The organism is Mannheimia bovis, from assembly GCF_014541205.1.
Classification (GTDB): domain Bacteria; phylum Pseudomonadota; class Gammaproteobacteria; order Enterobacterales; family Pasteurellaceae; genus Mannheimia; species Mannheimia bovis.
Map to the genome: position 1 here is coordinate 845,223 of NZ_CP061280.1, position 22,618 is coordinate 867,840.

The window sequence follows — 22,618 nt, forward strand, 5'->3', positions numbered from 1 at the left end:
CTATTCCTTATGAAAACATTATTTTCTAAACATCTCTCTCGCTTGCAAAATGTCGTACAAGACTTACTCGAGAAAACCTTTTTAGATGGCTTGTGGATTTATTCGGGCAAAGCAAGAACATTGTTTTTAGACGATCAAACTGCACCATTTAAAATTAACCCTTATTTTAATTACTTTTTCCCTTATCCCCAAGCTGAAAATTGCTGGTTATTCCTAGATGGTAAAAATAAGCCAACAATTTACTTTTATGCCCCTGAAGATTATTGGGTTTCTACTCCAAAAATACCGACGGAAGCTTTTTTTGCCACTGAATTTGAATGGGTTTTACTTAAGTCTGAAACTGAAATTGCAAAATTTATCCAAAATCCGACCGCTTGTGCTTTTATTGGAGAGGATAGTCTGCTTGCAAATTCATTTGGCTTTAGCCAAATTAATCCGCAAAAAATCCTGAATATTCTTAATTTTGAGCGTTCGATTAAAACTGAATTTGAGATCGAGAGTATTTACCAAGCTCAATTTTCAGCGTTGAAAGGACATCAAGCAGCTAAAGAAGCCTTTTTTACAGGCAAAAGTGAGTTTGAAATTAATCTTGAATATTTAAAAGCCACTCAGCAGTCTGATCTAAATGTCCCTTACGGCAATATTATGGCGATCAATCAAAACGGAGCAATATTACATTATACGGCATTAGATTTTGATACTGAAACAAAACGCCATAGCTTTTTAATTGATGCGGGTACAACGGTAAATGGCTATGCCTCTGATCTTACTCGAACTTATGCCTTTGATAGTTCATCGGAATTTGCGGAATTGGTGGCTAAAATGGAGCAATTCAAATTAGAGATTATTGCTGATTTATCGATTGGCATTAATTATTTACATTATCACACCCGAATGCAGCAGATGATTTCTCAGCTCTTAGCCGAACATCAATTTATTCATTTACCGGCAGAGCAGATTTTTGAAGAAGGCATTAGCAGAACATTCTTCCCACACGGATTAGGGCATTTACTTGGCATTCAGGTTCACGATGTGGCAGGTTTTCAACAAAATGTAAGAGGTAGTCATAAAGCACCACCAGAGGCTTATCCTAGCCTGCGTTGTACCCGTGATTTACAGGAAAATATGGTACTGACTATTGAGCCGGGTTTCTATTTTATTGATATGTTGCTGAATAGCTGGAAAAATAGTGCTTATTCTTCTGCTTTCAACTGGCAGAAAATTGATGATTTTAAACGCTTTGGCGGTATTCGTACTGAAGATAATATTGTGATACGTGCAACAGGTGCGGAAAACTTAACCGCAAAAGCAGAATTAAATGTGAGGAAATAATGCCGATTTTAATAATCCTTTTTGGAATTTTCTTTTATATCTATTGTGAAATTTCACTGCTGGTTAGCATCGGCTCTGAAATTGGTGTGCTAGCCACCATTTTATTATTAGTTGCTATCTCTTTTTTAGGCTTATGGTTTGTAAAGCTGAGGGGAGTTTACACACTTTACTCAATTAAGCAGGAGCTCAGTCAAGGCAAAATGCCAACAGAAGCAGTAGGTAATTCAATAATGTTTGTTCTAGCAGGCATTTTATTGATTATTCCCGGCTTTTTAAGCGATATTTTGGCGATTTTATGTGTGCTGCCATTTAGCCGAAAACTTATTCAAGCCTTTGTGATTAATAGTGTGAAAAATAAAGTTTTTATGCGTTTTACCTCGCAAAATACCCATTTTCATTCACAATCACCACAAGATAGCAACACGTTTGATGCTGAGTTTGAACATAAGCCTGAGCCTCAAGATGAAACCAAAAGGATCAAATAATGGATAAAAGAACGCTTGCTCTGTTGAAAGTACACGGCACAGCAGTGTTTTTCGGTGCTTCAGGTATTTTCGGAGCATTAATTCAAAGTTCTGCCGAAACCATCGTGCTAGGGCGGGTGATGATCGCATTTGCGATGATCTCTTTGTATTTTTTATGGAAAAAGCAACCGCTTGCAAAACTCACTTTTCAACAATTAGGGCAACAAGTCGTTTCTGCTGCATTATTATCAGCCCATTGGGTAACTTTTTTTATTGCCGTTAAAGTTGGAGGCGTAGCGGTTGCAACGCTGGGTTTTGCCAGTTTCCCTGCCTTTGTGGCGTTGTTTGAAAGTTTATTCTTCCGTGAAAAATTACGTTTTCGAGAAGTCGTATTACTGATTGCAATTACCATCGGTTTGATTTTAGTTACTCCTGAATTTACTTTCAGTAATGAAGCCACACAAGGCTTACTTTGGGGTGTTTTTTCGGCATTAGTTTACGGCATTCTTGCGGTATTTAACCGCAATACAATGAGCAAAATTTCCGGTGTGCAGGCAAGTTGGTGGCAGTATATTTTTGCAACGATTTTACTGCTACCTTTTTCGCTAACTGAATTGCCTAGTGTGTCTGCACAAGATTGGTTTTGGATTTTCTGCATTGGCTTTTTGTGTACAACACTTGCTTATACTTTGTTTATTTCAAGCCTTGATACCATTAATGCACGTACCGCTTCAATGATTATCTCACTTGAGCCGGTTTACGCGATTGCAATTGCGTGGATTTGTTTTGGTGAAATACCAACGCTTAAGATGATTATCGGCGGAGCAATTATTTTACTCTCTGTTGCGTGGGCGAATTTGAAAAAATGAAACAACCAATCTTTAAAAGAGCACCAAACAAGCGGTCAAATTTTGCTAAAAATTTGCAAAAACGGGAGAAAAAACGACCGCTTACTTTTGCTGAAACGACCGTCGTGCTCTTTAATAAGCCCTACGATGTACTTACGCAATTTACCGATGAGCAAGGGCGAAAAACGTTAAAGGATTTTATCGCTATTCCCAATGTTTACCCTGTAGGTCGGTTAGACAGAGATAGCGAAGGCTTATTGCTTTTAACCAATAATGGCGAGCTACAACATCGTTTAGCTCACCCAAAATTTGAGAAACAAAAAACTTATTGGGTGCAAGTAGAAGGCATTCCTACTCTTACCGATTTAGCGAAATTAGAAAAAGGTGTGGAATTAAAAGATGGTTTAACCCAGCCCGCGAAAGCAAAAGCGATTTCTGAGCCAAACTATCATTGGCAATCTGCTCCCAAAATTCGTGAGCGAAAAAGCATTCCAACCAGCTGGGTTGAATTGATTATTCACGAGGGCAAAAATCGCCAAGTCAGACGAATGACGGCACATATTGGTTTTCCAACTTTACGGCTGATCCGTGTCGGTTTAGGTGATTTTGAATTGGCAGATTTAGACAGTGGAGCATACCGAATATTATCAGAAAGTGAAAAACGTAAATTGTTCAAACAGTTAGGATTAAAAGATGAATAAAGGATATTGGATCATTGTTAGGGATTTTGATATTGCATTAGTGAATGGCGAAATTCCTTGCGGTTTGGCAGAAGAATTTGGCTTAAGTGAGCGTGAAAAATTAGCGATAGGGATTTATCAAAATTTGCCTGTTTATTTAGTGAAAGCAACTGAGGAAGATAATTATCGAGAGTTCGTTTATTTAAGAACGCAAATTGGGCGAGAGCCGGAATTAAGTCATTTATTGCATAGGGCTGTATCGTTAAATCATTTCTTTCACACCCATCAATTTTGTGGGAAATGTGGTGAGAAAACCGTACTGGCAGATAATGAAATTGCGGTTCATTGTAATGCTTGCGGTAATCGGGTTTATCCAACTATTAGCCCATCAATTATTGTCGCTGTGCGTAAAGGCAGACAAATTTTGCTGGCAAATCATTTACGCCATAAAGGCACGATTTACACTACTTTAGCTGGTTTTGTGGAAGCGGGCGAACCTGTTGAAAATGCGGTTCATCGTGAAATATTTGAAGAAACAGGATTGAAAGTTAAAAACGTACGTTATTTTGGTAGCCAACCGTGGGCATTTCCTAATTCTCTAATGCTTGGATTTTTGGCAGATTATGAAAGTGGCGAAATTCAGCTACAGGAAGAAGAAATTTGCGATGCGAAGTGGTTTGATTGTGATGATGAACTTCCCGAAATCCCACAAAAAGGCACAATTGCATTTGAGTTAATTCAAGCAACACTAAAGTTGTGTCGAGAGCAGCAGGGGTAAATAACGATTTGTTTTATTAAATAAAAAGTGCTGAATAACGTTCATTATTCAGCATTTTTATTTTTACGCTTTCAATTATCCTTCACAACTTGAGCAGCTTAGTAGGTTACGGTTAAACACTTGAGCAGCACTCATTGAGTTTTGGTAATAAATGGACTTTAAGCCTAACTCTTCAGCGGTTAAGTAGAGTTGGTTTAGATCACGTGCAGGTGTTGCAGGGTGGATCATCACATTAATACTTTGCCCTTGGTCAATATATTGCTGACGTTGAGCTGCTTGCTGAATGACACTTAATTGGCTGATTTCCGCAAAAGTTTTAAACACCTCTTTTTCGTGCTCGGAAAGTTGTTCTAAATGCTGAACAGAGCCATCGTTATGTAAAATAGATTCCCAAATTTCTTCCGTATCTAAGCCTTTTTCTTGGAGTAGTTTCTCTAAGAATGGGTTTTTATACACAGTTTTGATTTTCGCTAAATCTTTTACATAGTAGTTTGATTTAAACGGTTCGACTGATGGCGAAACGCTACCTAAAATAAAGCTACTGGATTTAGTTGGGGCAATACTCATTAAAGTAGTATTGCGGCGACCATAACCTTCTAAAATTTCCGGCTCACCAAAGCGTTGTGCCAATTCTTGTGATGCTTTTAATGTTTTTTGTTGCAATGTTTTGAAAATTTCATTGTTTTTTTGCATTGCTTGGAAGCTATCAAAGGCAATATTGTTCGCTTGTAAGTAACTATGCCAACCTAGCACGCCTAAACCTAATGCACGGTGGCGAACCGCAAAACGATTTGCACGCTCTAAGAATGGAATTGAACGACTTTTCTCAATAAATTCACTCATTACCACATCGAGGAAATAGGTTAATGTTTCCGGTGCATCGGTATCTTTCCACTCATCAAAATAGAGTAGGTTCATTGACGATAAACAGCATACGAAACTTTCATCGTTGCTTGAAGGCAACATAATTTCAGTACATAAGTTTGATGCGTGAATCGTCATATTTTTATCTTTATAGACATCAGGACGCCCTGCGTTGGCATTGTCTTTAAAGAATAAATATGGGATACCGGTTTCAGTTTTACGTTGCAGTAATTTTGCCCAAAGCTGACGTTTGTATGGATCGCCTGCTTTCATTGATTCTAACCAATCGTGTCCAACGCAAACACCGTAATACATTAATTGGATTGGGTTGCCTTCGGTGTGAATATCTAACCATTCATCAATATCACCGTGTTCAATATCAATATAGCCGGCAAATTGACCTTTGCGTGATGTTCCTTGAGAAATCACATCAATTACTGTATCGAATAACTTACTGAAGTTAAATGAACCGTCTGATTTACCATTATTCTTAATTAAAGAACCACGTGGGCGAATATCACCAAAATACGCTGATGTACCGCCACCGATTTTACTCATCATACCCACTTCAGCGGTGGTTACCATAATTTCGTGAATTGAGTCGCCAATATAGCTACCGAAGCACGAAATTGGCAAACCACGATCTAAACCAAAGTTTGACCAAATTGGTGAAGAAAGTGAGAAATAGCCTCTCGCCATATAGTGATAGAATTTATCCGCGTAGCCTTCAATGCCAAGTTTACGTTCTGCGTGCTCGGCAATAAAACGAATACGGTCTAATGCGGTAGTGCCTTCCAATAAATAGCCACGTTGTAAGAATAAACGGCTGTCTTCATTTAACCAGTGGAAGTCTGGGCGGTCTGTATTAGAATAAGTCATCTGCGGTAATCTGCTTCATTTTTTTAGAATAATCGGTACTACGTTTGTTAAAGAAATCGGTTTCTTTGGTAGAAAGAATTTCAATATCAAACCACTCAGTTTCTTTTAACAATTCAGGATCAATATTGTGTGGCGGTTCTAAACCTAAAATACTCAACGAATTGTTGTAACGGTTCTTAATATAGTTTTCTACCGTTGCTTTGGTGATAAAGCTTAAATCGCCCTCTTCGAAAATCCAGTCTAAGATCCCTTTTTCTGCCTCAAATGCTTGAGTAGCAAGAGTTTCTAAGTCTCTAAAGAATTCCGGCGTGAAAAGTTCACTGTGTTCATCACGCAAGATTTCGTATAACGCAATACCAAATTTTCCGTGAATTTCCTCTTCTTTAGAGGTTGCTTCAACCGCATTTGAAATCCCCTTAAATAGGTTTTTATGCTTGTTGAATGACATCATAATAATGAACTGACCGAATAACGAAATATGCTCTACAAATAAAGAGAACAGCACTAAAGACAATACAAACTCGCCTTTGCCTGCATCTTTATCTTTCATAAAACTTTCCATATAACGAATACGGTTCATTAATGGTTCAATATCGTGAATTTGGCTAAACATTTCGTTTAAGCCTAACTTTTCCAATAAGAATGAATACGCATCTTTATGACGTACTTCACTTTCTGCGAAAGTACCGCCTACATCGTCCATTTCCGGTTTGGGGAAATAGCGGTATAACTCACCCCAGAAACGTTTTACATTCACCTCTACTTGCGAAATAGCAAGCATCGCACGGGTTAAAACGTGGCGTTCGTGATCGTTAATAGTAGTGCGGTAATCTTGAATATCACCGGTAAAGTTAAACTCGGTATGTAACCAGTAAGAATGGCGGATAGCATCTTTAAATTCAAGAAGCTCAGGATACTCATACGGCTTAATATTTAAGCGTTTTTGGAAAAGATTTCTAGACATATTCTTAGGCTCTATCTTAAAGTTTGATTTCAATCTGGGAGATGATTGTATGCAAAAAAAGTTTCAAGACAAGACTTGACAAACAACCTTTTTACTTCGTTTTTGTTAGCTTATTGATTTATAAAGGAAAATAATTTTGTAAATTTTTATATCAATATATTGTGTTTATTTTATGGTCTAACCACTAGATATTGTGTTTTATCGTTTGTTTCAAAAGTATGCAATAAATTAAGAAAGCCTTGATAAAACTATGTTTAGCTTCCTTTTTCGAGTATGATATTTGGCTGTTTTTATAAGTTACAAGCGGTCGTTTTTTTCTATTTTTTACCAATATTATTTGAATTTTTATGAATAAGACTGAACAATTTTATCGTGGACGTTTTTCGGTTGCACCAATGTTAGATTGGACAACGCGTCATTGTCGTTATTTTCACCGTCAATTCAGCCAAAATGCGTTGCTCTATACTGAAATGATCACCGCCCCGGCTATTTTGCACGCCAAGTATGATTTGCTGGAATACGACCCGAGTGAAAATCCTGTTGCATTGCAATTGGGTGGAAGTGATCCTACTCAGCTTGCTCATTGTGCTAAATTGGTAGAAGAGCGAGGTTATGCGGAAGTCAATTTAAATGTTGGCTGCCCGTCTGACCGTGTGCAGAACGGTATGTTTGGGGCTTGCTTAATGGCAAAAGCCGATTTAGTCGCCGATTGCATTAAAGCGATGCAAGATGTGGTAGACATTCCGGTTACCGTCAAACACCGTATAGGAATTGATGATCTTGATAGCTATGAGTTTCTCTGCGATTTTATTGAAAAAGTGCAGCCTTATAGCAATGATTTTATCGTCCACGCCCGCAAAGCGTGGCTTACGGGCTTAAGCCCGAAGGAAAACCGTGAAATTCCACCTCTGGATTATGAGCGTGTTTACCAACTCAAACGTGATTTTCCGCATCTCAATATCACAATTAATGGCGGAATTAAAACTATTGAGGAAATCAAACAGCATCTACAGTTTGTTGATGGCGTGATGGTAGGGCGTGAGGCATATCAAAATCCATCGATGTTAGGCGAGATTGATTTGCAAATTTTTGGTGAAAATCGACCGCTTGTAATGGCTAAAGAAGCGGTGAAAAAGATGTTTCCTTACATTGAACGGGAGCTGGCAAAAGGTGTCTATTTAAATCATATTGTTCGTCATATGCTCGGGGCGTTCCAAAATTGCAAAGGGGCAAGACAGTGGCGTCGTCATTTAAGCGAAAATGCGACTAAACAAGGGGCGGGCGTAGAAGTTGTTGAACAAGCTCTAGCGTTTATCAGATAAGATGGAGGAGTGAATATGGCAGATCCGCATATTAAATCGCCAATGGATTTTTGGGATTATTTAACTGTTATTGTTTATCGTAGCGGTTTTGTACTAGCTACATTAATGCTGTTTTTGCTGCCTTATTACACATCAATGGCTCAACTTGGTTTATTGATAGCAGGCACAATGTTGGCTTCATCTTTACATCTTTATGCCAAAATATTCCGCCTGATTTTCCAATTCTCAGCGTGGTTAGGTTTACTGTTCTATATTTTTAATTTTCCGTTGTTAGCTTTAGGTGCAATGCTACTGGTTATTGGTGGATTAAGCTATAAAGAGTATTTTTGTTTTAGAGTATTTGGTTTGAATTTTCAGCCGATCTTGATGGTCATCTTATGGATTGCCTTTGCTTTAGGCTGGATTGTAGTTGTTCAGATTTTAAGTGTTACCTGTGGCTTGTTACTGTTAGTGTTAAGCATTCAAAAATGGCGAATGCCGCTGCATTTTGATATTGGCGATAAAACTAAATATCAGGTTTAAGGATTATTTAATTAGGATTTTTATGAAAAAATTTAAAATTGCCTTAATGGCAACAACGGTTATTGGCTTATTTGCTTGTACGCCACTACAATCACCAAAAACAACGCAACATAAGCAACAGGTAGGCTATTTAAAAGAGAATATCAGCCAAGCTGAGCTGAATAATCCGAAAAATTATAAACGCTATAGCTATTACTGTAAGAATTTTACCACAGGTGGCAGCTCTTATTTGGCAACTTATTTCCCATTGTGGTCTGAGAGCCGTAAGCAAGAGAATTTTGGTATCTATTTCCAATTAGACGGCGGGAAACTGTATCCATTCGACCATATTGCGAATATTAATTTAAATGCTAGAGGCACGAAATTTGAGGTGCGTTATCGCTCTTATCAGCCGATTGAGGGCAGTTACGTAGAATTAGTGGCTCGGGAGTTTAAATCGGTTTATTACAAACATAATCTGCCTTGGTTAGAGTGTCGGGAAGGCTAGTTGAGAATAGAAAAAACGGCTAGAAATTTAAATTCTAGCCGTTTTTTATTGAGAAATTAGCGTAAGAATGCAGGAATTTTACTCTCGTATTCCGCAATTTTTTGCTCGTGCTGAAGTGTTAAGCCGATATTATCTAAACCATTGAGTAAACAGTGGCGGCGGAATTCATCTAACTCGAAAGTATATACTTTATCGCCAGAGGTAACGGTCATTGCTTCTAAATCAACGTGGATCTGTTTGCCTTCATTTGCCCACACCCATTGGAAGATCTCTTCCACTTCTTCTTCGGTTAATTTGATTGGAAGCATATGGTTGTTAAGGCTGTTGTTGTAGAAAATATCCGCAAAACTTGGGGCAATCATCACTTTAAAGCCATAATCTGCCAATGCCCAAGGAGCGTGTTCACGAGAAGAGCCGCAACCTAAATTTTTGCGAGCAAGAAGAATTGTTGCTCCTTGATATTGTGGAAAATTCAGCACAAAATCCGGATTAGGCTGGGTTTCTGCCGCATCTAAATAACGCCATTCGTGGAATAGGTGTTTACCAAAGCCTACTCGGGTAATTGCTTGTAAAAACTGTTTTGGAATGATTGCATCAGTGTCCACGTTCGCTGCATCAAGAGGAACGACTAAGCCTGAATGTTGTTTGATACCTGCCATTTTTTATACCTCTTATGCGTTTAATGAAACATTACGAATATCAACAAATTTACCAAATACGGCTGCTGCGGCTGCCATTGCAGGGCTGACTAAGTGGGTACGACCGTTACGCCCTTGACGACCTTCAAAGTTACGGTTAGAGGTTGAAGCACAACGCTCCCATTCGCCCAAGATGTCATCATTCATTCCTAAACACATTGAGCAACCCGGATTACGCCATTCTGCACCGGCTTCGATAAAGATTTTATCCAAACCCTCTTTTTCCGCTTGTTCTTTTACTAAGCCAGAGCCCGGTACAACAAGAATGCGTTTAACATTATCTGCTTTTTTACGACCTTTCATTACTGCCGCTGCTGCACGTAAATCTTCAATACGGGCATTGGTGCAAGAGCCGATAAAGACTTGATCAACAGGCACATTTTTCATATCTGTATGTGGCTCTAAGCCGATGTAAGCTAAGGCTTTTTCCGCAGAAGCTCGAGTAACAGGATCTGCCATTTCCTCAGGGTTTGGAATGACATCATCAATCCCGATTACTTGCCCAGGGTTAGTACCCCAAGTGACTTGTGGTGCAATGTCTTTCGCTTCTAAAATCACTTCGGCATCGTAAACCGCACCTTCATCGGTTTTTAGCGTTTTCCAATATTCAATGGCATCGTCCCAGTCCTTACCTTTCGGTGCATTTGGACGATCTTTTAAGTAAGCGAAAGTAGTTTCATCAGGGGCAACAATACCAGCCTTAGCACCAAATTCGATTGCCATATTGCATACAGTCATTCTACCTTCCATTGAAAGATCACGAATGGCTTCACCGCAGAATTCCACCACATAGCCTGTACCGCCAGCCATTGTAGTTTTTCCGATAATCGCAAGCACGATATCTTTTGCGGTAATACCCGGGTTCACTTTGCCACGCACTTCTACTTTCATACTTTTCGCACGGGCTTGTTTTAAGGTTTGAGTAGCTAAAACGTGCTCTACTTCAGATGTACCGATACCAAATGCCAATGCTCCGAAAGCACCATGGGTAGCAGTGTGGGAATCGCCACATACAATGGTCATTCCGGGTAAAGTCAAGCCTTGTTCCGGTCCCATAACGTGTACGATGCCCTGTTGTTTTTTGGTGATGTCGAACAACGAAATACCGTTTTCTTCACAGTTTTTGGCGAGTTCTAATACTTGAACTTTCGCTTGCCCTTCCAATTTTTGCACATCACGCACTTGAGTAGAAATACTGTGGTCCATAGTGCCGAAGGTTTTGCTCACTTGGCGAACTTGACGACCCGCAACACGCAAACCATCGAAAGCTTGTGGGCTGGTTACTTCGTGAATTAAGTGTCGGTTGATATAAATAATCGGCGTTTCGCCTTCGGCTTCATACACAACGTGTGAATCGAAAAGTTTCTGATATAGGGTTTTAGCTTGCTGCATAAAATAGTCCAACTCAATAAGATAATTTTGTACTCAAGCGGTTAGATTTGTAAAAAATTTTGCAAAATTGACCGCTTGTTAATGATGGATATGAATATAACGACTAAAAAAATGAAAGTAAAATAGTATTTTTACAGAAAATAAGGATTTTTATTCTGTTAAATCAAGCTAAAAATAGCTTTAATAATCAATGTTTAGCATATTATGCTGATTTGTTGAATTGTTACAGCAAGTTATCTAGTCATTATTACAGTTTATAGAGCTATTTTCTTTGACATATTTTTCATCATTTTTTAGATTAAAAGGAGATATCTATCACATTTTTTTAAAAATCCCCTTGCAATTAAAATAATAATCCCTAGACTTAAAAAAATTAATTTGAAAAATATTATTTTGAACCCAGTCTTTATTTATAAATGGAGCTTAAATTATGCAGTCAAAATTCCGTCTTTCATTGTTAGCCACCTCTTTAGTATTAGGCTTATCAGCTAATGTTTTTGCAGCCAAAGTGCCGGAAGGTACAGCATTAGCAGACAAACAAGAAATTGTTATTAATAACGGCTCTGAGCCTTCAAGTTTTGACCCGCATAAAATTGAAGGTGTGCCTGAGTCTCAAGTTGCTTATCAGCTTTTTGAAGGCTTAGTGACCAAAGATGCTGATGGTAATATCCAACCGGGGGTGGCGGAATCTTGGGAAAGCACACCGGATTATAAGACTTGGACATTTAAATTACGTAAAGATGCTAAATGGTCTAACGGCGAGCCGGTAACCGCTCACGATTTCGTTTTCTCTTGGCAGCGTTTAGTGAACCCACTCACTGCTTCACCTTACTCAAGTTACTTAACTTATTTGAATGTTGAAAATGCTCAAGACATTATTGATGGAAAGAAAAAACCGGAAGAGCTAGCGGTGAAAGCGGTTGATGATCACACTTTCCAAGTGCAATTAAGCCAGCCAATTCCTTATGCAGCAGAGCTTGTAACTCACTCTTCTGTTTTACCTGTGCATAAAGCAACAGTAGAAAAATTAGGTGATGCGTGGGTGAAAAAAGGAAATTTAGTAGGTAATGGTGCTTATACTTTAGCAGATCACATCATTAATGAGAAAATCGTTTTTGCCCGTAACCCGAATTACTGGAACGACAAAGAAACTGTGATTAATAAAGCGACTTTCTTAGCTATTCCTAATGCGACAACTGATGTAGCTCGTTATCGTGCGGGTGATTTGGATATGACGAACTATTCCTTACCACCGGAGCAGTTTGCAACTCTTAAAAAAGAGATTCCAAATGAAGTATTCACAGCAAGAACACTTTCAACCTATTACTACGAGTTTAACCACAAACGTGCTCCATTTGATAATGTGAAAGTGCGTGAAGCATTAAACTTAGCTTTAGATCGTAACATCATCACCGATAAAGTATTAGGGCAAGGTCAAACTCCAACCTATGTGTTTACGCCTCCTTATATCCACGAAGGGGATAAAATCCAGCAGCCGGCGTATTCAACGCAACCAATGGCAGAACGTAAAGCAAAAGCATTGAAATTGTTGGAAGAAGCGGGTTATAGCAAATCGAACCCACTGAAATTCACAGTTCTTTATAATACTAACGATAACCACAAGAAAATTGCGATTGCGGTTTCGTCCTTATGGAAACAAGGTACAGATGGTATTGTGGATGTGAAATTAGAGAACCAAGAGTGGAAAACATTCTTAGATACACGCCGTAATGCAAACTACGATGTTTCTCGTGCTGGCTGGGCGGCAGACTATAACCAAGCCTCGACCTTCATTAAGTACTTCTTATCGAATTCCAGCAACAATACGGCATTCTATAAGAACCAAGCCTACGATGCTGCGGTAGCAGAATCTTACAAAGCAACCGATGCCGCAGGTCGTGCAGCTGCTTATGCGAAAGCAGAAGAGCAGTTAGCGAAAGATTTTGCTATTATGCCGATTTACAACTATGTCAATCCACGCTTGGTGAAACCTTATGTGAAAGGCTATGAAGGTAAAGATCCACAAGATGATATTTTACTTCGTAACTTATACATCGTGAAATAATCATTTTTAGGTTTAGGCTGCTTATTGAAAAATAAGCAGCCTAATTTTTTGAGGAAAATATGGTAGTAAAACGGTTTTCGATTTATGGTCGGGTTCAAGGTGTTGCTTTTCGTTTTTTCACGTTAAAAGAAGCTGAAAAATTGGGAGTGAAAGGCTATGTGAGAAACTGCAATGATGGCTCGGTAGAAGTTATTGCAACGGCAGATGAGTTAGCAATGGCTCAGTTTGAACAATGGTTACATCAAGGTTCACCTTCTGCAAAAGTAGAGCGAGTGATCGTTAGTGATTATAGTAGTGGAGAAACCTTTGATAGGTTTGAGATAAAAGGTTAAAAATAACAAACAAGCGGTCGTTTTTAGTAAAAAATTTACAAAATTCGACCGCTTGTAGTTTGAGGTTATCTAATCTAACGCTTTTTCGATTTTCTCGAATAAATCACGAGCGAGATTATCCATCTCACGTAAACGCTCTAAACCACGACGCATCAAGGTTTGGCGTTGATTATCGTAACGAGAGAGTTTAATGAGTGGTTCAATAAGTCGTGCAGCCACTTGTGGGTTGCTTTCATTTAGTTTGATAAGGGTATCGACTAAGAAACGATAACCTGAGCCATCAATAGCGTGGAAGGCTTTCGGGTTTTGACCGCAGAATGCTCCTACTAATGAACGTAGTCGGTTTGGATTGTTAAAGTTAAAACTTGGGTGTTCCATTAAACTTTGTACAATCGCCAATACGTTTTCATCCGGGCGGGTGGCTTGGAGCATAAACCATTTGTCCATTACTAAGCCATCGTGTTTCCATTTTTCCTCAAAATCTGCCAATAATGCATCACGGCAACTTAGCTGTGCTTTAGTCGCTGCTTGTAATGCGGCTAGCGTATCAGTCATATTGTCTGCATTATTGTAATGTTTATGCACAAGGGTATTACCTAAGTCAGTAAAGGCTAAATAACTTAAGCAGACATTGCGTAACGCACGTTTAGCAATATCTTCTGCGACCACTTGGTAAGCATCACATTTGTTTTGGTTATAAACAATTAATAATTTATCTTGTAATGCTTGAGCAATCGAATGTTGCATAAACTCACGGACAAGAGAAATACCCGTTGGGTCAATGGTTTTAAACGACTCGGCAAATTCAGTTTCTTTCGGTAATGTGAGCGTTAATGCGGTTAATTCAGGCGATTTGGCTGAATTATCTAACACGAAAGTTAAGGCTTCGACTAAACCTTCTGAGAAGCTAAACGGCTGATTTTGCTGATAACGGCTTAAATTTTCACGCAGTTCGTTGGTGTAGAGCATTTGTGCAGCATCCCAGCGTATGAAATCATTTTCAGCGTGTTTAAGTAAGGTTAAAAGCTGTTCGGTGGTGTAGTTGTAATCTAAACGCACAGGGGCAGAGAAATCACATAATAACGCAGGCACAGGGCGTTGCGTTACATTGTGGAACTCAAAGGTTTGATGTTCAGCGGTAACGTCCAATACATCACTTACCGTTAATAGTTCATACTGTAATGGAATATGTTTTCCGTCATTTTCACCATATAACGCAATTTTTAGTGGAATATGCAAATTCAGCTTATCCATTTGGTCTTGAGTAGCTGGTGTCATTTGTGAAATATGTAAGCGATAGGTTTTGCGAGCTTCATCATATTCATCGGAAATCGTGAGTTCAGGTGTTCCCGATTGGCTATACCAACGGCGGAACTGTTCTAAATCAACGCCTGAAGCATCTTCCATTGCCTTAACGAAATCTTCACAGGTAGCGGCTGAACCGTCGTGTCTTTCTACATAGAGCTTCATTCCTTGTTGGAATTTCTCTTCGCCTAATAGGGTGTGGATCATACGAATGATTTCTGCCCCTTTTTCATACACAGTTACAGTGTAGAAATTGTTCATTTCAATGACTTTTTCCGGACGAATTGGATGTGCCATCGGGCTGGCATCTTCGGCAAATTGCACTGTACGCAATAGACGTACATCTTCGATACGTTTTGCCGAACGAGCCCATAAATCCGAAGTAAATTCCTGATCACGGAAAACGGTTAAACCTTCTTTTAGGCTTAATTGAAACCAATCACGGCAAGTAATGCGGTTGCCCGTCCAGTTATGGAAATATTCGTGGGCGATAACTGCTTCAATATCTAAATAATCGGTATCAGTTGCAGTTTCCGGTTTTGCCAATACAAATTTAGAGTTGAAAATATTTAAGCCTTTATTTTCCATTGCTCCCATATTGAAGAAATCAACGGCAACAATCATATAAATATCTAAATCGTACTCTAAACCGAAGCGGTCTTCGTCCCATTTCATTGAGCGTTTTAAGCTCTCCATCGCCCAAGGGGCACGGTCTAAATTACCACGATCAACGTAGATTTCTAAGGTAACTTCACGTCCGCTTTTAGTAATAAATTTATCTTGTAGGAGGTCAAAATCGCCAGCCACTAATGCAAATAAATAGCTTGGTTTGAAGAATGGATCTTGCCATTCCACCCAGTGTCTGCCGTCGTGCAATTCACCTTGAGCAATACGGTTACCGTTAGAGAGTAAGTAAGGATATTTGTTCTTACTAGCGGTGATTTTTGTCGTGTATTTTGCAAGTACATCAGGGCGGTCAAGCATATAAGTAATTTGGCGGAAACCTTCAGCTTCACACTGTGTGCAAAGTCCGTCGCCCGATTTATATAAACCTTGTAGTGAGGTATTTTGTGCAGGGTTTAAGGCTGTCTCAATTTGAAGTTCAAAGCGATCAGCTTTTACTTCTGCTAAATTCAAGGTTAAAGATTCATCATCTTTTTCGTAAGATGAAAATGGCTCACCATTAAATTTAATCGAAAGGAAATCAAAACTATGACCATCTAATTTAAGTGTAGTTGCTTCGCTATTTTTACGTTCAACAGTTAAGGTTGAGGTTACAAAGGTGCGATCTGGGTCAAGTTGAAAATCAAGATAAATATCAGTAATAGTGAAATCTGGTGCTTTATAATCTTTTCTTAGTCTTGCTTTAGGTTGCATAGGATTTCCTTTTTGATTGGCATTTCGCCGCTAGAATAGTGCTGGTTATTGTACTAAATTTATTGCAAATTTTCCAAGAAATATGACCGCTTGTATCAAACAAAACGGCTATAAATATTGTCATTTATAGCCGTTTGGGAAGTATTGGAATTATAGAGTTTGATGCCCTTGATCGAGATGTACTAAGCTGATTAAATCATCAACGCCAACATCAAATGCTTGTCCAAAACCTTTCACAAATAAACCTGCGGTTGGTTTAAAGCTAAAGAGTTTGAAATCTTGCATATTAGATAGATCATCAATTAATTCACCGTGTCTGGCTTTAAGTGCATTAATGCTTATATTCCATTCCTCTTGATCGCGTTCAATAATACGGGCTGTTGCATCAAAGGTTAAACGACGACGTGCAAAAATTTGGCGACTTTTGTTCTCATCTTCAATCAGCATTAGGGAAACTTTAGGTATTTCCTGCAAATTTCGTGCGTGGCGGGCAATAATTGAAATAAGCACTTTATATTCGCCATTGTGAATAACAAAAGGAGCATAGCTCACATTTGGAGTGCCATCTTTATCTGTTGTTGCCATTACAATCGTCTTAATTTGTTGTTTTAGTTCTTCTAGTTCAGGACCTAAACGGTTTTGTAAAACCTCTTGGCGGTTTGTTGTCATTATTTCTCCTTATTAATGATTGGGTTAGCCTATTTATTATATTGAAAAAATGAGTGTTCGATCAATAAGAATGATATTGAAAATAGTTTTTATTTGAATTATATTCCTTGCCGATATTTATATTATTAAATGCTTATTAAAATTGAATAAACCTAAGAGGATTTGTATGAAAAAAATAATATTATCAACTTTTGCCGTTCTTTGTGCATTAGGTATGTCAGCTTGTTCTTCCAGCAGTTCTAGTGGTGGTTCTAATAACAAAGTAGATAAACAAGAGTATGAAATTCTAAAAAGCGAAGTAACGGATCTAAACTCCACTTTATCTGATCTACAAAGTACATTACAACGTTTACAAAATAGGCTGGCTTCATCTCAATCTGTCAGTAAAAGTGAAATTGAAAAATTAGAAGCCCAATTAGCAGAAGCTAAGGGAAATGAAGCGAAAACTGCAGAATTAGTACAACAATTAGATGAACAATTAAAAAATGCTATCAAAGCTGCAACAGAGGCTGGTGATGCTAGATTGGCAGAGGCTTTGGCTAAATCTCAAGAAGAAGTGGCAGCCATTAAAAAGCAAGCAGATGACGCAGCTAAAAAAGCTAACGATGCAATTAATAATGCTCAAAAAGCACAAGAAGATGCAGCAAAAGCACAAGAGGACTTAAATAAAGCGAAAGCAGATTTAGAAGAGGCAAAATCTCGAGCACCAATTAGCGATAAAATCTTTGGGGGAGCGTCAGGAAAAATGACGGCAGCGAGCGGTAAACTCTCTGGTGGTGTTTTGGTAAAAGATAAAGATGGCACAGTTTCATCTATAGATGCTCCGGATACTCGAGAAGGAATTAGTTATATTACGGTAATTGATGATAGAGGGAGTGCAGTTGATGTTGGTATTGATGCTGTATATACCGGCTGGAGAAATAATTTAGGGGGAGCAAGCCGATGGGATCACTCTGGTGCAACTGTCCGTTATGGCGTTTATCACCACGAAGGAACGGAAAAAGGTTATGTGTATTCACAAGGTAAGGCCACAGAGGTTTCTAATATGCCTAAAGAAGGGATATTTACTTATTTAGGAAATGTGGGGCAAGTTTCGCATAAATATGGTTCTTGGGGGGCAGACAGCGGATCAGCTTATGCTAAAGTGAATTTTGCAGATAAAACGGTTCGTGTTGAGTTGAATACGGAGTTTGCAGCAACTCAAAATGATCGTTCTGTTAATGCGAAAGTAGATGCTTACACTTTTGACAGTAAAATCACCGAGAACTCTATTTCGGGAGTTGCTAATGAAAATAAAGAGGTCAAAATGCAAGCCGGTTTCTTTGGCGATGATGCGAAATATCTATCAGGTATTTACCAATCAGATAAAGTTCAGGGTGTATTTGGTGTAACGAAACAGTAAAAAAGGCTCTCCCCTTTAATTTTAAAAGGGGAGCAAAATAGGATTTGATATGAATAAAAAACAATCTATTGCAAGCGGTCTTTTTTTCAGTTTTTTTGCAATTCAGCCTGTATTCGCTGAGGAAGCGGTAGAACTTGAGCAAGTTGTGGTTACGGAAAAAGAAACTAAGGCAAATTTAATTCAGAAATCACGTAAAGCAGTTCAGCAAGAGATGATCAATGATAGCCGAGATCTTGTTCGCTATACAACAGATGTCGGTATTAGTGATAATGGTCGCCATCTAAAAGGCTTTGCAATGAGGGGCGTTGAGGGAAACCGTGTTGGTATTAGTATAGATGGGGTTTCTTTGCCTGATTCGGAAGAAAACTCATTATATGGTCGCTATGGTAATTTTAACTCTTCCAGACTAAGTATTGATCCTGAATTAACAACGGGTATTGATATTTATCGAGGAGCAAACTCTTTTAATAGTGGCAGTGGTTCGTTAGGCGGTTCGGTAAACTATAAAACCTTAGATGCAGTTGATTTAGTATCTAATGGAAATCGATTTGGTGGTTTAGCGAAAGCAGGCTATTCAAGTAAAAACAGAGAATGGGTTAAAACGGTTGGTGTCGGCTATCTTGGTGAAAAGTTGGATGTTGCATTGCTCTATTCCCATCGAGCAGGGCACGAGCTCAAGAGTAATGGGCGTGGCGATATTGAATTATTTAGTGCCAGACAAAAGCCGGATCCGGTAAGACATCGTACCAACAATTATTTATTCAAGTTAGGTTATGCCTTTAACCCGGAGCATAGAGTTGCTTTTTCGATTAATGGACAAAAAGGTAGCCGTTATACTGACGAGCTTTCTTATACTTCAATAGGTTCATTATGGCGTGAAGCTGATGACCAGAACAAGCGTGTTAATGCGAATGTAAATTACGCTTTTACCCCTGAATCTAGGTATTTAGCATTATTTAAAACCGATATTGACTACCAATATACAGATTTGGCAGCAGTAAATTATAAAGGTCTCAGATCTTGGAACTTTCTCACAAACCAGAGCAATCCCAAAGAGTTGATGGAAATTTATGATCGCCGAATGAAAACAAAATATACTCGAGTGAGTATGCAAGCGGATAGCCAGCCGTTTGAGTTTCCTTATAAAGCCTTGGGTGAACATCAGCTTGCGGTGTCAGCCTTTGTCGGTAGACGGGATTTTAAAAACATCAATTACGATACGATTATTGGGGCACCAACCAGTGAATACACTATTCAGTATCCTGTGAGAACAATTCAGTTAGGAGTAACGATTAAGGATAAAGTAGTCTGGAATCCTACATTTGATAACTGGTCGCCTATTATTACCGCTCAGTTTGGTTCACGTTTTAATTATGAAAAATTAACGCCACAAGAGTTAAATGCAGCTTGCAGTGCCGCGTGTAAACGTGAGGGTAAGCCTGATAAGGCTATTTTTAAAACAGTAAGTAGCTTTCTTGATTTAGAAGCTCAGCTTAATGATGTTTGGAAAGTGGGTTATAACGTTGGCTCAGGTTACCGTATTCCAACCGCATCAGAGATGTATTTTACCTTTGATAGCCCTTATGGAAAATGGCAATCTAACCCTGATTTAAGAGCTGAGCGTAGCATTACTCATACGCTTTCAGTTACTGCGGAAGATAAGAAAGGGAGCTTTGATTTAAATCTTTATCAAAGCAACTATAAAGATTTCTTATTTGAGCAAGAAACTATCGTTAAAAACTACAATATTTACTATAGACAATGTGCTTATTATGGTTGTTCAAGATATTTTGAAACACCTAGACAGCAAATGGTCAATATTGATAAAGCCCGAATTAGGGGATTGGAAGCAAAATTAGCTCTCAATCTTGGCTCATTTACAGAACATTTGAATGGCTGGAAAGTATCAGGTGCAGTTGGTTATAGTAAAGGGAAACTTTCTACCGAAAGTAGTTTATTATCTATTCAACCTGTTAAAGCAATTTTTGGTTTAGATTATGAAGTTGCGGACGGTAAATGGGGTATTTTCAATCGCTTAACTTATCTTGGAGCGAAAAAAGCCAAAGATGCTCAGGTTGTTGAAAATGTTTATAGTTCAAGAGGCTATGCTCCCAAAGTTACCACCTATAAATATCTCAATAAATCAGCCTATGTGTTTGATCTTTTTGGATACTATAAAGCGACTAAAAATATTACGTTAAGGGCGGGTGTCTATAACCTGTTTAACCGAACCTACCACACTTGGGACGCCTTAAGAGGTATTAATGCAAATAGCACAACCAATGTAGTAGATAGAGACGGAAAAGGTTTACAGCGTTTCTATGCACCGGGTCGTAATTACTCAGCATCAATAGAGATTAAGTTCTAATGAAATATTCGGATACATTAATGTGTCCGATTTTTATCTGATTAAAGGAGAAACAATGTCAGTTTTAACTCTAGAACAACAAGCCACTTTACGCAATGAATTAAATGAAAATTCAGGTCAAATTTTAGAGATGATTGCTTCGAAATATCAATGTTCGCTGGAAGAAGTAATGCTTAGCCTCCCCCAGGATATGCTTAAAGTAACAGATGGAAAGCGTTTCGCTGAAATTCTACAAGAAATTCACGAATGGGACGATGCAATTACCTTTATTTCGCATACGGAAGATACGATTGTTGAGTTTGTTGGTAAATTACCAAGCGGTTCAATTTCTCGTGGATTTTACAATTTTGAACACAAAGAGAATGGCGGTTTACAAGGGCATTTACGCTATGAAAATTGTGCTAAAATTTATCTATTAGATCGTCCATTTATGGGAAAACGCACGGTTTCGTTGGTGTTTATCAACAAAAAAGGGAATGCGATGTTTAAGATTTTTGTTGGCAGAGAAAAAGTAGGTGGGGCATTAAAAGAAGATCAAATCAGGGCGTTATATAAATTAATCGGCTAACTTGCAAAAGATTACTCAAATTTAACCGCTTGTAAAAAGGCTACGATAAATCGTAGCCTTTATCGGTTTATTAACCCACAGCTTGTGGTAAATAACCCAGCTGAATTAAAAATGGAATGACCATAATGCAAATACCTGCGATTAAGGCGATAACTAAGGCTAAATTACCGCCAATCACACGATAAGGCAGATTTGGGTGCTGTTTGCGAGCTTTCCACGCCAAACCGATAGGTAAAATCATTCCATAGAAGGCAAATAATAAACCTGCATAACCTAAAGCCATAATAAAACCGTCCGGATAGAACAACGCAAACAACAGTGGCGGAGTAAAAGTTGCAACGGTTAGCCATAAACGATTGTTTGGTAGGTTCAAGCGTTTTAATAAATCACCTACACCTTCAAAAATTCCCATTGCAACACCTAAAAATGAGGTAATTAATGCAAGTACAGAGAACAAACGAACCATTTCGCCTAAAATTGTGCTACCTGTAATTTGGCTGGTTGCAGTTACTAAGCCGTTTAAAGTAGGGTCTTGTTTTAAAATAGTCGTAAATTCGTTTTGACTTAATACACCGTGCGTAGCCAATTGCCATAATAAATAAGCAACTAACGGAATAGCTGTACCGATATAAATAGCTTTACGGATTTTGCCAATATCAGCATCTAAATAGGTATTGATTGTTCCCATAATCACGTGGAAACCAAATGCTGTAAAGAAAATAGGCACAGCAGAAAGCACTAATAAATTATCTAACGGAATAGCAGTTAAGTTTTCTAGTTTCGCTTTTGGTAACATCATCACTAACACGGCAATGAAAGCGATGATTTTTCCAAGAAACAGCACTCGGGTTAAACCATCAACGGATTTCACACCAACTACAACAAAGGAACCTAATACCACTGTAAAAATTAAAATGCTGATTTTAAGTTTCATATCAGCATCTACCATTTCCGGCATAATACCACTAAGCAGTGAACCACCGCCGGTAATATAAGCTGAAAGTAATGCATAGAGTAGAACAAGCAAGCTAAAAGTCGCTAAAGCACGTCCGAACAAACCAAAATACTGCTCCGCGAGGCTTGCTACCCCCACATCTTTTTGTGGAGCGGTTTGATATACCTCCATAAATAACAAGCCTGTATAAGCCAATAATGCCCATAACCCAATGAGTAATAAAGCAGTTGCACCAAAACCCATACCCGCAGAGGTTAGCGGCATTGCAAGCATACCCGCACCGATTGTGGTGCCTGCAATCATTAATGCACTTCCTAAGATTTTATTTTTCATAGTTTTTTTGAGTA

20 protein-coding genes are annotated in these 22,618 nt (G+C 38.5%); 13 read left to right on the top strand and 7 right to left on the bottom strand.

Annotation, left to right across the window (positions count from 1 at the left end; genetic code table 11):
* Nucleotides 1–9: 9 nt before the first annotated feature.
* From pepQ to nudC, 5 genes are read left to right on the top strand one after another with little or no spacing between them, the layout of a single operon-like run.
* On the top strand, nt 10–1,332 hold the full coding sequence (gene pepQ, locus ICJ55_RS04330) for a Xaa-Pro dipeptidase (protein WP_188157461.1): 1,323 nt from the start codon (nt 10–12) through the stop codon (nt 1,330–1,332).
* Nucleotides 1,332–1,817 carry an FxsA family protein gene (locus ICJ55_RS04335; RefSeq protein WP_188157462.1) on the top strand — a complete coding sequence of 162 codons (486 nt, stop codon included), beginning with the start codon at nt 1,332–1,334 and terminating at the stop codon, nt 1,815–1,817. Before pepQ ends, ICJ55_RS04335 begins: the two co-directional genes overlap by 1 nt.
* Nucleotides 1,817–2,665, top strand: coding sequence for a DMT family transporter (locus ICJ55_RS04340; RefSeq protein WP_188157463.1), 849 nt, complete (start codon nt 1,817–1,819; stop codon nt 2,663–2,665). The genes ICJ55_RS04335 and ICJ55_RS04340 overlap by 1 nt, the downstream gene beginning before the upstream one ends.
* A complete protein-coding gene (locus tag ICJ55_RS04345) occupies nt 2,662–3,345 on the top strand; it encodes a pseudouridine synthase (RefSeq protein WP_188157464.1) in 684 nt (227 codons plus the stop codon). Before ICJ55_RS04340 ends, ICJ55_RS04345 begins: the two co-directional genes overlap by 4 nt.
* Nucleotides 3,338–4,102, top strand: coding sequence for an NAD(+) diphosphatase (gene nudC / locus ICJ55_RS04350; protein WP_188157465.1), 765 nt, complete (start codon nt 3,338–3,340; stop codon nt 4,100–4,102). Before ICJ55_RS04345 ends, nudC begins: the two co-directional genes overlap by 8 nt.
* A gap of 75 nt (nt 4,103–4,177) precedes the next feature.
* Here nudC and ICJ55_RS04355 read toward each other — a convergent pair whose 3' ends face one another.
* Nucleotides 4,178–5,845 carry a ribonucleoside-diphosphate reductase subunit alpha gene (locus tag ICJ55_RS04355; protein WP_188157466.1) on the bottom strand — a complete coding sequence of 556 codons (1,668 nt, stop codon included), beginning with the start codon at nt 5,843–5,845 and terminating at the stop codon, nt 4,178–4,180.
* Nucleotides 5,832–6,809 carry a ribonucleotide-diphosphate reductase subunit beta gene (locus ICJ55_RS04360; RefSeq protein ID WP_188157467.1) on the bottom strand — a complete coding sequence of 326 codons (978 nt, stop codon included), beginning with the start codon at nt 6,807–6,809 and terminating at the stop codon, nt 5,832–5,834. Before ICJ55_RS04360 ends, ICJ55_RS04355 begins: the two co-directional genes overlap by 14 nt.
* A gap of 347 nt (nt 6,810–7,156) precedes the next feature.
* Here ICJ55_RS04360 and dusA point away from each other — a divergent pair, with 347 nt between their 5' ends.
* From dusA to ICJ55_RS04375, 3 genes are read left to right on the top strand one after another with little or no spacing between them, the layout of a single operon-like run.
* A complete protein-coding gene (gene dusA, locus ICJ55_RS04365) occupies nt 7,157–8,131 on the top strand; it encodes a tRNA dihydrouridine(20/20a) synthase DusA (protein WP_188157468.1) in 975 nt (324 codons plus the stop codon).
* A 15-nt stretch (nt 8,132–8,146) separates the two neighbouring features.
* Nucleotides 8,147–8,653, top strand: a complete 507-nt coding sequence (locus ICJ55_RS04370; RefSeq protein WP_188157469.1) for a DUF2301 domain-containing membrane protein — start codon at nt 8,147–8,149, stop codon at nt 8,651–8,653.
* 22 nt (nt 8,654–8,675) lie between these two features.
* Entirely contained in the window at nt 8,676–9,140 is a 465-nt protein-coding gene (locus tag ICJ55_RS04375) for a hypothetical protein (RefSeq protein WP_188157470.1), read from the top strand.
* 56 nt (nt 9,141–9,196) lie between these two features.
* Here the strand turns inward: ICJ55_RS04375 and leuD are convergent, their stop codons facing one another.
* Together leuD and leuC are read right to left on the bottom strand one after the other, a co-directional pair.
* Nucleotides 9,197–9,799: a 3-isopropylmalate dehydratase small subunit gene (leuD, locus tag ICJ55_RS04380; RefSeq protein ID WP_188157471.1), complete on the bottom strand. Its 603-nt coding sequence runs from the start codon at nt 9,797–9,799 to the stop codon at nt 9,197–9,199.
* A gap of 12 nt (nt 9,800–9,811) precedes the next feature.
* Nucleotides 9,812–11,230 carry a 3-isopropylmalate dehydratase large subunit gene (gene leuC, locus ICJ55_RS04385; protein WP_188157472.1) on the bottom strand — a complete coding sequence of 473 codons (1,419 nt, stop codon included), beginning with the start codon at nt 11,228–11,230 and terminating at the stop codon, nt 9,812–9,814.
* Between the two features lie 430 nt (nt 11,231–11,660).
* Here leuC and ICJ55_RS04390 point away from each other — a divergent pair, with 430 nt between their 5' ends.
* Together ICJ55_RS04390 and ICJ55_RS04395 are read left to right on the top strand one after the other, a co-directional pair.
* The gene (locus ICJ55_RS04390) at nt 11,661–13,295 is read left to right on the top strand and encodes an ABC transporter substrate-binding protein (RefSeq protein WP_188157473.1); all 1,635 of its coding nucleotides are present in this window, start codon (nt 11,661–11,663) and stop codon (nt 13,293–13,295) included.
* 59 nt (nt 13,296–13,354) lie between these two features.
* A complete protein-coding gene (locus ICJ55_RS04395; RefSeq protein WP_188157474.1) occupies nt 13,355–13,627 on the top strand; it encodes an acylphosphatase in 273 nt (90 codons plus the stop codon).
* Between the two features lie 69 nt (nt 13,628–13,696).
* Here the strand turns inward: ICJ55_RS04395 and pepN are convergent, their stop codons facing one another.
* Both pepN and hutZ read right to left on the bottom strand, forming a co-directional pair.
* Complete coding sequence (gene pepN / locus ICJ55_RS04400; protein ID WP_188157475.1) at nt 13,697–16,309, bottom strand: aminopeptidase N; 2,613 nt, start codon at nt 16,307–16,309, stop codon at nt 13,697–13,699.
* A gap of 150 nt (nt 16,310–16,459) precedes the next feature.
* The gene (gene hutZ, locus ICJ55_RS04405) at nt 16,460–16,978 is read right to left on the bottom strand and encodes a heme utilization protein HutZ (protein ID WP_025216704.1); all 519 of its coding nucleotides are present in this window, start codon (nt 16,976–16,978) and stop codon (nt 16,460–16,462) included.
* Nucleotides 16,979–17,144: 166 nt separating this feature from the next.
* Between hutZ and ICJ55_RS04410 the strand changes: the two genes are divergently transcribed.
* From ICJ55_RS04410 to hutX, 3 genes are read left to right on the top strand one after another with little or no spacing between them, the layout of a single operon-like run.
* Nucleotides 17,145–18,380, top strand: a complete 1,236-nt coding sequence (locus ICJ55_RS04410) for a transferrin-binding protein-like solute binding protein (protein ID WP_188157476.1) — start codon at nt 17,145–17,147, stop codon at nt 18,378–18,380.
* 37 nt (nt 18,381–18,417) lie between these two features.
* A complete protein-coding gene (locus tag ICJ55_RS04415) occupies nt 18,418–20,748 on the top strand; it encodes a TonB-dependent hemoglobin/transferrin/lactoferrin family receptor (RefSeq protein WP_482052056.1) in 2,331 nt (776 codons plus the stop codon).
* Nucleotides 20,749–20,803: 55 nt separating this feature from the next.
* Nucleotides 20,804–21,316: a heme utilization cystosolic carrier protein HutX gene (gene hutX / locus ICJ55_RS04420; protein ID WP_188157478.1), complete on the top strand. Its 513-nt coding sequence runs from the start codon at nt 20,804–20,806 to the stop codon at nt 21,314–21,316.
* 70 nt (nt 21,317–21,386) lie between these two features.
* On the opposite strand, the gene ICJ55_RS04425 is transcribed toward hutX, so the two are convergent.
* Nucleotides 21,387–22,604: an aromatic amino acid transport family protein gene (locus tag ICJ55_RS04425; RefSeq protein ID WP_188157479.1), complete on the bottom strand. Its 1,218-nt coding sequence runs from the start codon at nt 22,602–22,604 to the stop codon at nt 21,387–21,389.
* Nucleotides 22,605–22,618 lie beyond the last annotated feature (14 nt).